Source organism: Devosia sp. P3_B2, from assembly GCF_056402875.1.
The window spans coordinates 148,731-161,011 of the sequence record NZ_JBFUGO010000010.1; the positions used below are offsets into that span (position 1 = coordinate 148,731).

The 12,281-nt window shown below is 65.4% G+C and carries 9 protein-coding genes and 1 tRNA gene; 1 reads left to right on the plus strand and 9 read right to left on the minus strand.

Translation table 11 applies throughout. From position 1 onward, the window contains the following. Positions 1-16 precede the first annotated feature (16 nt). The 7 genes from AC1DV8_RS15715 to AC1DV8_RS15745 all read right to left on the minus strand — a co-directional run bounded on the left by AC1DV8_RS15715 (position 17) and on the right by AC1DV8_RS15745 (position 7,573). Positions 17-688 (minus strand): DUF1345 domain-containing protein, encoded by a 672-nt coding sequence (locus AC1DV8_RS15715; RefSeq protein WP_477158092.1) that lies wholly within the window; start codon positions 686-688, stop codon positions 17-19. A 218-nt stretch (positions 689-906) separates the two neighbouring features. Further along, on the minus strand, positions 907-2,058 hold the full coding sequence (locus AC1DV8_RS15720) for a sulfite oxidase (RefSeq protein WP_477158240.1): 1,152 nt from the start codon (positions 2,056-2,058) through the stop codon (positions 907-909). A gap of 199 nt (positions 2,059-2,257) precedes the next feature. After that, positions 2,258-2,333, minus strand: a tRNA-Thr gene (locus AC1DV8_RS15725). A gap of 53 nt (positions 2,334-2,386) precedes the next feature. Further along, the gene (locus AC1DV8_RS15730; RefSeq protein WP_477158093.1) at positions 2,387-3,217 is read right to left on the minus strand and encodes an ATP-grasp fold amidoligase family protein; all 831 of its coding nucleotides are present in this window, start codon (positions 3,215-3,217) and stop codon (positions 2,387-2,389) included. A 71-nt stretch (positions 3,218-3,288) separates the two neighbouring features. Next, complete coding sequence (locus tag AC1DV8_RS15735) at positions 3,289-3,780, minus strand: peptide deformylase (protein WP_477158094.1); 492 nt, start codon at positions 3,778-3,780, stop codon at positions 3,289-3,291. Positions 3,781-3,783: 3 nt separating this feature from the next. Next, positions 3,784-6,210: a penicillin-binding protein 1A gene (locus AC1DV8_RS15740; protein ID WP_477158095.1), complete on the minus strand. Its 2,427-nt coding sequence runs from the start codon at positions 6,208-6,210 to the stop codon at positions 3,784-3,786. A gap of 136 nt (positions 6,211-6,346) precedes the next feature. Next, complete coding sequence (locus tag AC1DV8_RS15745) at positions 6,347-7,573, minus strand: N-acetylmuramoyl-L-alanine amidase (protein WP_477158096.1); 1,227 nt, start codon at positions 7,571-7,573, stop codon at positions 6,347-6,349. Positions 7,574-8,239: 666 nt separating this feature from the next. On the opposite strand from AC1DV8_RS15745, the gene AC1DV8_RS15750 reads away from it, so the two are divergent. Next, the gene (locus tag AC1DV8_RS15750) at positions 8,240-10,912 is read left to right on the plus strand and encodes an Rne/Rng family ribonuclease (RefSeq protein WP_477158097.1); all 2,673 of its coding nucleotides are present in this window, start codon (positions 8,240-8,242) and stop codon (positions 10,910-10,912) included. 69 nt (positions 10,913-10,981) lie between these two features. Here AC1DV8_RS15750 and AC1DV8_RS15755 read toward each other — a convergent pair whose 3' ends face one another. Then, positions 10,982-11,689, minus strand: a complete 708-nt coding sequence (locus tag AC1DV8_RS15755; protein ID WP_477158098.1) for a DUF4386 family protein — start codon at positions 11,687-11,689, stop codon at positions 10,982-10,984. After that, positions 11,686-12,279 carry a TetR/AcrR family transcriptional regulator gene (locus AC1DV8_RS15760; RefSeq protein ID WP_477158099.1) on the minus strand — a complete coding sequence of 198 codons (594 nt, stop codon included), beginning with the start codon at positions 12,277-12,279 and terminating at the stop codon, positions 11,686-11,688. Before AC1DV8_RS15760 ends, AC1DV8_RS15755 begins: the two co-directional genes overlap by 4 nt. Between the last annotated feature and the right edge of the window lie 2 nt (positions 12,280-12,281).

Below are 12,281 nucleotides of genomic sequence, written 5' to 3' on the forward strand. Positions count from 1 at the left end.
ATGCCGCGACCGTTCCTCATCCGCTGGCGATCGCCACGACGACGTTGACCGTCGCCGCAACGATGACCGTATTGAAAAAGAAGGCGAAGACGCCGTGCATGGTCACCAGCCGGCGCATGGCCGCTGACGTCACCGCCACATCGGCGACCTGCGCGGTCATCCCCAGCACATAGGCGAAATAGAGAAAAGCACCGCCATCCGGCGCTTCGTCGCCCGGAAAGTCGAGGCCGGCGACGATCCCGCTCTTGGGGCCGGGCGCATCGACATAGTACTCGTGCGCGTAGTGAAGGGCGGCCATGGTGTGCACGGTGAACCAGCCGAGCACCACCGATGCGACGCTCACCGCGATCTCGAGCATGTCGGTGCCTTCGCCGTCGTTCAGCGCAAGGAACAGGAAGACGACCGCGACCACCACGACGAGGATGGTGACGAGGAAAATGGCGGCAACTGGCGAATCGGCGTCATCCGGGCGCTGCTGCAGGAACTCCGCCGTGAGGCTGGGAAACTCCACGGCGACGAGAGCCAGATAGATGATGAACATCGCATTGGCGCCGACCGCCACCGCATATCTCGGCGACAGGAAGAGGCACACCACGAACGCCAGGGCACCCACGGCGACGCCCCAGTAGAAGGGCGCGTGTCGCGGCAGGATACGAGCCGCTACCGGTGTCTTTCGTCTGCCTGCCAAAGCCGCCCTCTCCGCCGGTGAATCAGCGACCAGCCGGATATTCGCACGGCGAGGATGCCACATCTAAGACAAGTCGTCGCCGCTCGCGAGGCCGTCTGTGCCAAGCGAGTGTCGAGGGCAACGCCCAGCGGTTGGGGAGGCGCCGGCGGGGGCGTCGCCACACCGCCGCGCCCGTTGGCTTGCTGTCGTCTCAGGCCCAAAAAGGTCGCCCTGACGGCTCAGCTGATGTTGATGTGCCGGGTGACCTGGCCGTTGCTCTCCCAATAAGTGCGCTTGTTGACGATGATGGGATCGTCCATGGCGGGCTGGATCGCCCCGGACGTGTCGATCGCGCGCGAGGTCACGGTATGCTCTCCCGTGGAAGGACTCGGCCAGTCGAGCGACCATATCTTCCACGCGCGCTCGGCCTCCTCGGTGTGGTCGATGGTTGCCGGCATCCACTCCCCGTCATCGACCTTCACCTCGACCCGGTCTACCGGGGCACCCCAGGCTACACCGACGATGCGGTAGTCCGTGCCGAGCTTCGTGACGCGTGCCGGCGCCGATTTGAGGCGCGAGCGACCGACGGAGGTCTCTGCCCAGACCGTCTCGCCGTTATGATCTTCTTGCCGGAGGGTGACGTAGTCGCGTCCCATCAGCAGGCTCTCGAAGCGGCGGTCGCGTACTTCGATCCGCTTCAGCCACTTGGCGTTGGCAATGCCGTACCAGCCCGGCGCGATCAACCTTAGCGGGAAGCCGTTCGGCTCCGGCAATGGCGCTCCATTCATCTCGTAGCAGAGGATATTTTCGGGACTCATGGCGTCTTCGACCGACATGCTGCGGGCGAAGTTCTGCTTGATCTTCTGGTCGCGAACTTCGATCTCGCCGGCATCGGTGCCCCAGAAGACAACCTCTATGCCGCCCTTACTGATGCCCGCCTCTTCGAGAATTGGCGCAAGGGGCGTCCCGGCCCACTTGGCATTGCCGATGCCGCCGGTGAAGAACGGGAACCCGTGATTTCCAGAACATTCGATCGTAAAGACGACCTCCTGCCGCGGACGGGCTTTCAGGTCGTCGAGCGTCAGCGTCATGGGTTTTTCGACGAGGCCGTCAACCTCGAGCTTCCAAGCACTCGCATCAATCGTCGGCCTGTCGAAATGTGAGATCGAGAAGAACTTCTCGTTGGGAATGATCCAGGAATCGAGGTCCTCCCAAACGAGCTGGGTCTGGATCCCCACGGGGTCCGGATTCTCCGTCGGCTGGTCGAGCCACGGAATAACCGTTTCGCCGGAGCGGGCGGGATAAGCATATGCCGGGTGCGTTCGCAGTACCGCCATCGCGGTGAGGGCCGCGCTGCTTAAGATGAACTCTCTGCGTGCAAGGTATTGCATGATCACGACTTTCGCTTGATTGCGCGAATATCAGTGCCGCAACTAGAACGTCACCGTAGTGCCGGCGGGGCCGCCGGGTCAATTGTTGCGCTGAAGCACCACCTGGGTGATGGCCGTGATGTCGACGGAATGAGGCGTTAGGCTTGCGGCCGCAAGCGGCTCCCCCGAAACCGGCCAAATCTCAACGGAATCAGGGTTGTGGTGCCGGCAGCAAGAATCGAACTCGCGACCCACTGATTACAAATCAGTTGCTCTACCAACTGAGCTATGCCGGCCCGGCGCGGTCGATAGCACCGAGGGCGCGCTCGCGCAAGGAGATGGTCGGCGATCAGGCGGGCAGTCCGTCCGGCCACATGGCGCCGTATCTGAAATCCAGCTCGTCCGGCCAGCGGACGAAGCCGGAGTTCGGATAGAATGTCACTTCTCCAAAGCGCGGGCGATCGTCGATCTCGTAGAAATCGACCCGGGCGAAGGGGAAGCCGGCTGCCAGCAACTCGGCGGCGCGGATCATCTCGGAATAGCTCTTGGGCATCGGCGGGATATCGTCGCCATAGTACGGCTCCGCATCACTCACCGCGAACGGCAGGCGCTGCCACTCGCGGCTGTAGGTGGCGCGCTTAAGACCGGCAAAGCGCTCCCAGTTCACCGAGACGAAGTCGGACCGGCCGCCGAACACGTGCAGCCGATAGTCGGCCGGTGGCTCGCCGTGGCCGATGTACGGCTCGACGAGTATCTGGGGCGGAATCGCGCTGTAGACCCATTCGCCCATCGAGCGTCCGAACGGTCGACGCATCCAGCTCTGGACGTGGCGTTCGACATCGTCCCAGTCGGGCTGGTCTGGGCCGGTAACGAAGTAGTTCCCGCCGCTCCAGTTGTTGGCCTTGATGACATAGGGCATCGGCCAGTTCCGTTCGCCGCGCGGCGGCAAGGCCGAGCCGGCGTAGAGCGTCGGCGTTACCCACTCGGGCCCCAGCAGTTCCGCGACGGCGTGCTTGGCGAGGACCTTGTCGGCCAGCACGACCATGCGCGGCGTGCGCCAGCGCAGCTTGGCGATCTGCACTTTCTCGGTGAACCGGGCGGGCCGTAGCAGGTTGGGGTAACGGCCAACGCGGCGACGGTACGCACGCATGACGCGCAGATGGTCGATCAAGCCCTGCATTCGGTTCTCCGCTGCCCCCCGGCGGCTGCCGCGGGCCATCAAGCCGAGAACGCCACGCGGGTCAAGCGGCGCTAGCTCTCGCTGCGCTTCTTCCACTTCTTCAGCACCATGTCGCGCTTCAGGCGCGACAGGCGGTCGAGGAAGAAGATGCCGTTGAGCTGGTCGATCTCGTGCTGGGCGATGCGGGCCGGCAGCCCCTCGAAGCGGCGCTGCTGGCGGGTGCCGGTCTCGTCGTCCCAGGCGATTTCGGCCGTGTAGGAGCGGACGATCTCAACCTCGACGCCGGGCATCGAGACCGAGCCCTCGGGTCCCGCGACATTGGCGCCGGCGGTGGAGATGACCTCGGGATTGTAGAGGACGAGGTAGTCGCGTTTGTCGGGATCGGGGTCGGCGCTGATCACCACGACCGGCGCGACGGCGCCGATGTGGACCGCGGCAAGGCCGTAGGCATTGGCGGCCCTGGTGGCCTCGAGCAGCCGCGTGCCGATCGACTTGAGGCCATCGTCCACCGGCCGCGGCTCGGCCTTGCGGGTGAGCCGCGGATCGGGCCAGACGACGAGCATCGGCTAGAACAGCCCGCCGCGACCCAGCGTCATATCGGTGGCGGACGGGTCCTGCCCGGCCTGGATAGCCTGGAAGGCGTTGGAGTCGACGCCGATCACCGAGGTCACGAGATTCGGCCCCGTACCGGGCTTGAATGCCTCGTATATCGCCTGGTCGCCACCATTGGCCTTCACGCCGGTGCTGGGATCGATCCAGACCTGCGCCATGCCGCCGGGCATGTTGAACGGCGTCGGCGGCTTGCCCTTCAGGGCCTTGGCCATGAACTGGGTGAAGATCGGCACGGCCATTTCACCGCCGGTCGACTGCTTGCCCATGTTGCGCGGCGTGTCGAAGCCGACATAGACACCCACCGCCAGTTCGGGGGTGAAGCCGATGAACCAGGCGTCCTTGTAGTCGTTGGAGGTGCCGGTCTTGCCGGCGACCGGGCGGCCGAGGCTCTTGGCGCCGGTGCCGGTGCCGCGCTGTACGACGCCCTCCATCATCGACGTGATCTGGTAAGCGGTCATCGGATCGAGCACCTGCTCGCGGTTGTCGATGATCAGCGGCTCGCCCTGCTTGTTCCAGGCGTCTGCCACGCAGCCGTCGCAGACGCGCTCGTCGTGCTTGTAGATGGTCTTGCCGTAGCGGTCCTGGATGCGGTCGATCAGCGTCGGCACGATCTTCCTGCCGCCATTGGCGATGGTGGCATAGGCCGACGTCATGCGCATGTCGGTGGTTTCGCCGGCCCCGAGCGCCATGGCCAGCACCGGGTTCAGCGTGTCGTAGATGCCGAACATCTTGGCGTAGTCAGAGATCAGCGGCATGCCGAGATCCTTGGCCAAGCGCACGGTCATGACGTTCCGGCTGCGCTCGATGCCGCGGCGCAGCGTCTGCGGGCCGTAGAATTCCTGCGCGTAGTTCTCGGGTCGCCAGACCGAACCGTCGCCATTGACGATCTCGATCGGCGCATCGAGCACCACCGAGGCCGGCGTGTAGCCATTGTCGAGGGCGGCAGAATAGACGATCGGCTTGAACGACGACCCGGGCTGGCGCATCGCCTGGGTGGCGCGGTTGAACTCGGATTCAGCGTAGGAGAAGCCGCCGACCATGGCCAGGACACGGCCGGTACGCGGGTCCATGGCAACGAGCGCACCCTCGAGCTCGGGCACCTGCTCGAGCTTGTAGGCACCCTCCTTGTCGGCGACCTTGGAGACATAGATCACGTCGCCGGGCTTCAACAGGCTGCCGAGCTTCTTGCTGACCCACTTGATGTCGGGGCCGGCCAGCGTGCCGGTGACCCGGTCCTCCGAGACCTTGCCTTCGACGTCGGTCGCCGGGCGAATGCCGATGCGGCCCTCATTGTCGCCCATCTCCAGCACCACGGCGAGGGTCCACTCCGGAACGTCGCTCAGCGGCTTGATGGCGTTGACCGCGGCACCCCAGTCCGACGAGATGTCGACACTGGCGATGGGACCACGGAAGCCCTCGCCGTGATCGTAGTTGATCAGGCCGTCCATCAGCGCGCGGCGGGCATATTCCTGCAGGTGCGGGTCGAGCGTGGTGCGGACGCTGAGGCCGCCGCCGTAGAGCTCGGCTTCACCGTAGAGCTTGCCGAGCTGGCGGCGCACTTCCTCGGTGAAATACTCGGCTGAGAACAGCTGGCTGCCGGAGCTGCGCGGCTTGACGTTGAGCGGCTCTTCCTTGGCCTTGGCTGCCTCTTCCGCTGTCACGTAGCCGTTCTCGACCATGCGGTCGATCACCCAGTTGCGGCGCTCGATGGCCTGCTTGGGGCGGCGGAACGGATGGTAGTTGTTCGGGCCCTTGGGGAGAGCCGCGAGATAGGCGGCCTCGCTGAGCGTCAGCTCGTAGAGCGCCTTGTCGAAATAGTTGAGCGCGGCCGCGGCGACCCCGTAGGAGTTGAGGCCGAGGAAGATCTCATTGACGTAGAGCTCGAGGATCTTGTTCTTCGAGAACGTCGACTCGATGCGCAGCGCCAGGATGGCTTCCTGGATCTTGCGGTCCCAGGTCTGCTCGGAGGTGAGCAAGAAGTTCTTCGCCACCTGCTGAGTGATGGTCGAGCCGCCGCCCTGGATCGAGTCATTGCCGTCGATGCGGGCCATGACGTTGTCGCGCAACGCGCGGATGACGCCGTCAACGGCGATGCCGGAGTGGGTATAGAAGTCCTTGTCTTCGGCTGAAATGAAGGCGTTGATGATCAGCGGCGGGATGGTTTCGATCGGCTGGAACAGCCGGCGTTCGCGCGCATATTCGGCCAGCAGCGTGCCATCGGCGGCGTGAACGCGCGTCGTCACCGGCGGCTGATAGTCCTTCAGCACCGTATAGTCGGGCAGCGTCGAATTCAGCTGGTTGAGATAGACGGCGGCAACCGCAACCGCGCCCAGGGCGCAAAACACGCCGAAACCGAACAGCCAGCCGAAAAGTCTGAGCATCAGATCGAAAACCCTGGAGCAGGCGCCGGCGGGAGTGAGGCGGGCGCGAAAAGAAGCGGAATCATACCAGACAAGGGCGGAAATGTGGACAAGCCTGCCCTTTCAATACCTTGCGAGGTCGAGCGTGGTGGAAACGTCACTGTGTCGCCGCCACGGTCTTCTGCGTGCTGTCGAAGTAATCGGCGATGCCGCGGGCCAGCGCGTCGACCACGCGGTCGCGCCAGTCCGACTGCTGCAGGTTGGCGATATCGGAGGCGTTGGACAGGAAACCGAGTTCCACCAGCACGGAAGGCACGTCCGGGGCCTGCAGCACGAAGAAGTCGGCCTGCCGCACCGGGAAACGCCGCAGCGCCACGCTCGGCTCCAGCTGGTGGACGATGGCTTCGGCGGCAAGGAAGCTCGACTTGCGCATCTCGCGCCGCATCAGGTCGACGAGGATATCCATGACCGCCGGCGTGGACTGCGGCACGGCAAAGCCGGCGACGATGTCGTAGCGGTTCTCGCCGTCAGCCAACACCTTGTCGAGCACGTCGGTGGCGTTCTCGTCGCGGGTGTAGACGCTGGCGCCGCGAATGTCGGGCTGCTGGAAGCTGTCGGCGTGCAGCGAGATAAACAGATCAGCCTTGTTCTGACGGGCGAGATCGACACGCTCGTTGAGCGACAGGTAGGTGTCGTCCTCGCGGGTCAACGCCACGTCGAAGCGGCCGGAATCGATCAGCACCTTCTGCAACTGCAGGGCGAAGGCGAGCGTGATGTCCTTCTCGTGCGTGCCGCTAGGCGCACTGGCGCCGTTGTCGATGCCGCCATGACCGGGGTCGAGCACGACGAGCGGCCGCGTGGCGGTGACCGGGGCATGCGTGCCGGGATCGGTCGATGCGGTGACGGGCGCAGTGCCCTGGTTGGCGATCGAGGCGGCGAGGTCGGCCGCCACCTTGGTGCTGAACTCTTCCGGCGTCGCCGGGATGAGGTCGACGACAAGGCGGGCCGGCTGATCGGCGACCGCATCGAGGACATAGGCCTGCTGCACCTGCGCCGGCGCAGCCAGCGTCAGCATGGTGCGGGCCCTGCCCTTTTCGGCCATCTCGACGGTATAGGAGGTGACGATGCCCTTCCCTGCGACGTCCGCCGGCGCGAGGATCTTCAGCTCGAACGCCTTGACGTCGATGGCGATGCGGTTGGGCACATCGAGCGAGACGATGGCGAACTCGGTCGGGCCGGAAAGGTCGATGATGAGGCGTGCCCGCTGCGGCGTCGCGGTGACGCGCGCGTCGATGACGTCCGGGTAGTCCTCAATCGATTCGAGCTGGGCGAAGGCCGGATGAGCGATGAACAGACTGGCCACGAGGACCAGAACAATAGCCACAAACCCAGCAAATCCGCCGGTATGACCGCCAGAGCCGGCAGATTTCAACAAGGCAGCGTCGCTCCCTAAAACTTCGCGCATACACGCCAGAGCACTCAGGCGATTCTGCGGCGTTACGGGCCACACGTCGACAATGCAATAATGTGATCGACTTGGAACGGCCCTGTACCCGTGGGTTTTGAGTTTCCTGTTGCCAATTTGCGGCAACAACCCTAAAGCCATCTTGAGGCGGCCTGCTGCCGCCACCACATGCCAGAGCGGCGCAATCGGCGCCCGTGGCCCGGCTGGTCGGCAGCGGCGGATCGGAAATCACCCCAGGTGAACCGGTCTGAAGTGCGGCACATTTGGCGCCTCGTGATAGAATCTCGATCCCCCGGGATCGAAGGACAGGCGGTTGGATACTCTCGCTGGCCTGTTCTCAAGGAAGAGGTCTGATGGCCATCGGGCAGACAAAGAGTGACGCGATCCCGAACAGCGGTTGCGCTTTTGTCGTCGAAGTCCCGGCTGCCTTCGCTCTCCAGTCTCGTGGCGGCGCGCGCGCCGTCGCTTTTACCGGCGCTCAACGCGCTTCCCTTCTAGAACCAATCGCCTCGCATGGCGCCACGCCAGGAGGACCGGCTCGCCGGTCTATCGGTGTCGGCGCGCGACGGCGCGGAGAATTAGTCTATGGCTACAAAGCGCATGCTGGTGGATGCCATCCACCCGGAAGAAACACGGATCGTCGTCACTAACGGCAACCGGCTCGAGGAATTCGACTTCGAATCCGCCACCCGGCGGCAGCTCAGGGGTAACATCTACCTCGCCAAGGTGACGCGCGTTGAGCCGTCGCTGCAGGCGGCATTCATCGAGTATGGCGGCAACCGCCACGGCTTCCTCGCCTTCTCGGAAATTCACCCCGACTACTACCAGATCCCGGTCGCCGACCGCGAAGCGCTGCTGCGCGACGAGGAGCACGACGAGGAAGAGCACGAGCGTGAACACGCCGCTGCTCACGCCCTTGCGCCGACCGAGGCGGCCGCCGATGCCGACCCGCAGTCGACCGAGCCCGACGAGGACGAAGAGCACAGCCATATCGAGCAGGCGCCGACCAGCAACGAGCCGGTCGAAAGCGTCGGTGGCTCGGATGCGCTCGACGATGTGCAGGAGCGCCGCCGCCCGTCGCAGCGCCGCCACCAGTACAAGATCCAGGAAGTGATCAAGCGCCGCCAGGTGATGCTGGTGCAGGTCGTGAAGGAAGAGCGCGGCAACAAGGGCGCGGCTCTCACCACCTACCTGTCGCTCGCCGGCCGCTACTCCGTGCTGATGCCCAATACTGCCCGTGGCGGCGGCATCTCGCGCAAGATCACCAACGCCGCAGACCGTAAGCGTCTCAAGGACATCGTCGGGGATCTTGAAGTGCCGCAGGGCCAGGGGATCATCCTAAGGACCGCCGGCGCCAGCCGTACCAAGGCCGAGGTGAAGCGCGACTTCGAGTACCTGCAGCGCCTGTGGGAGAACGTCCGCTCGCTGACTCTCAAGTCGCAGGCGCCGTGCCTCGTCTACGAGGAAGGCTCCCTCATCAAGCGGACCATCCGCGACCTCTACAACAAGGACATCGACGAGCTGTTCGTGACGGGCGACGACGCCTACCGCGAAGCCAAAGACTTCATGCGCATGATCATGCCGAGCCACGCCAAGAACGTGCAGCTCTACAAGGAAGATGCGCCGCTGTTCAGTAAGTTCAACGTCGAGGGCCAGCTCGACCAGATGTTCTCGCCGCAGGTCACCCTGCCGTCGGGCGGCTATCTGGTGATCAACCCGACCGAGGCACTGGTCTCGATCGACGTGAACTCCGGCCGCGCCACCAAGGAACACAATATCGAGGATACGGCGCTCCAGACGAACCTCGAAGCCGCTGAAGAAGTGGCGCGCCAGCTCAGGTTGCGCGATCTCGCCGGCCTGATCGTCATCGACTTCATCGACATGGTCGAGAACCGCTCCAACCGGGCGGTGGAGCGCAAGCTCAAGGAAGCGCTGAAGAACGATCGAGCCCGCATCCAGGTCGGCCGCATCAGCCATTTCGGGCTGCTCGAAATGAGCCGCCAGCGCATCCGCTTCGGCGTCGTCGAAAGCTCGACCCACAAGTGCCCGACCTGCCAGGGCACCGGCCTCGTCCGCTCGGTCGAGAGTCTCGCGCTGATGGTCATGCGCAATGTCGAAGACCACGTGATGAAGAAGCCCGGCCAGTCGATCAACCTTCGGGTTCCGACCGATGTGGCGCTCTACATCCTCAATTCGAAGCGCGGCACGCTCAACATGCTCGAGGCCAAGTACGGGCTCTCGATCACCATCGTCGCCGACGATCATGTCGGCCCGTCGCACTTCGCCATCGAGCGGGGCGAGGCGCGCCTGACGGATCGCACCGAGACCGCCGGCACGCATGTGCGCGTCGACACCACCACGATCATCGACGCGGAAGCCGAAGCGGCCGATGCGCTGGTCGAGGATGACGAAGAAGAGGAAGAAGCCGCAACCGGTGGCGGCGAGCGCCAGGCGCGCTCGGACGAAGCCGGTGGCGAGCGCACCGGCCGTCGTCGTCGTCGCCGCCGTCGCGGTGGCGAACGCGATGATCGCCCCGCTCAGGGCCAGCCGCAGCAGCAGCGCCAGCCGGTCGAAGCCGCGTCGGATGACGAGGGCGAGGATGGCGAGGGCGATGAGACGCCGCGTCAGGCCGGTGAAGGCGCCGTCGGCGAGGATGGCGAGCCGCGCCGCCGCCGTCGTCGKGGCCGCCGCGGCGGCCGCCGCAATCGTCGTGACGGCGAGGGCGTCGAGCAGCGCGATGGCGCAGTTGCCGAGCCGGCAGCCGAACAGGCTGTCGCCGCCGTCGATGCGCCAGCCGTAGACGTCGTAGCGGAAGCCCCGGCCCCCGTGGTTGCCGAGGAAGCGCCGGCCGAGAAGCCGAAGCGCGGTCGCCGCAAGAAGGCGGAGCCCGTAGCCGAGGAAGCCGCTCCGGTGGTCGCCGAAGCCGCACCGGCTCCCGAGCCGGAAGTCGTGACCGAGGAAGCTCCGAAGGCGAAGAAGCCGCGGGCACGCAAGCCGAAGGCTGCTCCGGCGACCGAGGCAGCAGCCGACGCCGCGCCCGCGGAGACCGTTGCCGAAGTTGCCGTCGCTCCCGCGCCGGAACCCGAGCCCGAGCCCGAGGCAGCCGCTGCCCCCGCACCGCGTCGCCGCGCCAAGAAGGAAATTCCGGAAGGTGAGATCGTCGTGAGCTCGGCGGCCGCCACCGAAGAGAAGCCGGCGGAGGATGCCAAGCCGAAGAAGGCCGGCTGGTGGCAGCGCCGCCTGGGTCTTGGCGGCTAAGCGCCCAACCAGTGATTGAATCGAAAAGGGCGGGATCATTTCCCGCCCTTTTCATTTCAGTGAGCGCCGTCAGGCGGCTCTCGGGGCCGGCAAAGCCTCCCGTCGCTCGCCGCGCAGCACGACGATGCCGAGGACCAGCGTCCAGACTGCCCACAGCGTGTAGCTCATCGCATTGATGGCGCCGGCCATCGGCACGCTGAAGGGCTCGGCCATGCCTGCCACCACGCCGAGCGAGATCAGCACGCCGGCCGCAGAGATGTAGCGGTGCCGCCGGACAATCAGTGCCGCCGCCAGCGCGGTCCAGGCGGCGGTGAACAGGTAGCCAAAATGCTCGCCGACGCCCATGCCGAGATAGCGGTTGGCGGCGTCGAACAAAGCGGTAGCCATTTGCTGTTGCACCTCAGTCGCACCAGGCGCCACATAGCTAGCGGCGAGACCGGGCACGAGGAGCACCCAGCGGAGCAGGCCCAGGGCCTGGACGAGGCCGGCGAGTACCCCTGCCCCGATCGACAACGCAGCGAGGTACCGGCCTCGCTCCCACAGGTGCAGGCCCAGCCCGATGGCTGCCGGGATCATCGCCAGGGCCGCCGCCATCATGGCGTACCAGTAAAGGTGGAGATCGGCGCCGGCCGCCGCGAAGCGGGTCAGCACCTCGCCGGCCGGGTGCCGGAGGATGTCGGGGTACTCGAAGGTCATCTGCAGGCCGGTGAAACCGGCGGTGAAGACGAGCGGGACGGCGACCAGAAGGATGCCGGTCGTGCGGACTTCGGTGGTCATGTCGAGACTCCCTGAAGGTACGGGGAAATGATGCGCCGGAACAGCCGGACGCCCTGTGCGGTATCGGATTGGGCAAACGGGGTGCCGCCGGTGTCGCGGAACACCAGCCAGAAATCGCCCACGAGCCAGAGCAACTGGGCGATATCGTCGAGCGTCCGGTCGTCGCCGAGCGAGGCCAGTACTCCGACGCTCTCGAACAGCCTGAGAAGGGCGATCGTGTTGGCGAAACCGGTGTCCCGGTTGGCTCGGTAGGCGGCGGCGAGTTCCGCATCTGCATTCAGCAGCAGCGTCAGGTCGCGAAAGAAGAAGCGGTAGCGCGCCTGGATTGTGAAGTTGCCGGCGACCATCCGCTCCATCATGGCGATGTCGGGCGTCATGCCCGGCGGGACGGCGTAGTTCTCGGCCCAGGCGGCCGAGATCCGGCCGAACAGCCCGCGCACGATCTCGGCCTTGTTGCGATAGTGGTAGTAGAGATTGCCGGGGCTCATCGCGAGGGCCTCGGCAATGTGGTTGGTGGTGACGGGCGCCGTCCCCTGCTCGTTGAACAGGGCCAGCGCGGCGTCAAGAATGCGGGTCTTAGTATCGGTCACGT

Coding starts and splice junctions, on each gene's coding strand:
- AC1DV8_RS15720 (WP_477158240.1), bottom strand. CDS start 2,058: ATGCAATACCTTGCACGCAGAGAGTTCATCTTAAGCAGCGCGGCCCTC.
- AC1DV8_RS15730 (WP_477158093.1), bottom strand. CDS start 3,217: ATGCAGGGCTTGATCGACCATCTGCGCGTCATGCGTGCGTACCGTCGC.
- AC1DV8_RS15735 (WP_477158094.1), bottom strand. CDS start 3,780: ATGCTCGTCGTCTGGCCCGATCCGCGGCTCACCCGCAAGGCCGAGCCG.
- AC1DV8_RS15740 (WP_477158095.1), bottom strand. CDS start 6,210: ATGCTCAGACTTTTCGGCTGGCTGTTCGGTTTCGGCGTGTTTTGCGCC.
- AC1DV8_RS15755 (WP_477158098.1), bottom strand. CDS start 11,689: ATGACCACCGAAGTCCGCACGACCGGCATCCTTCTGGTCGCCGTCCCG.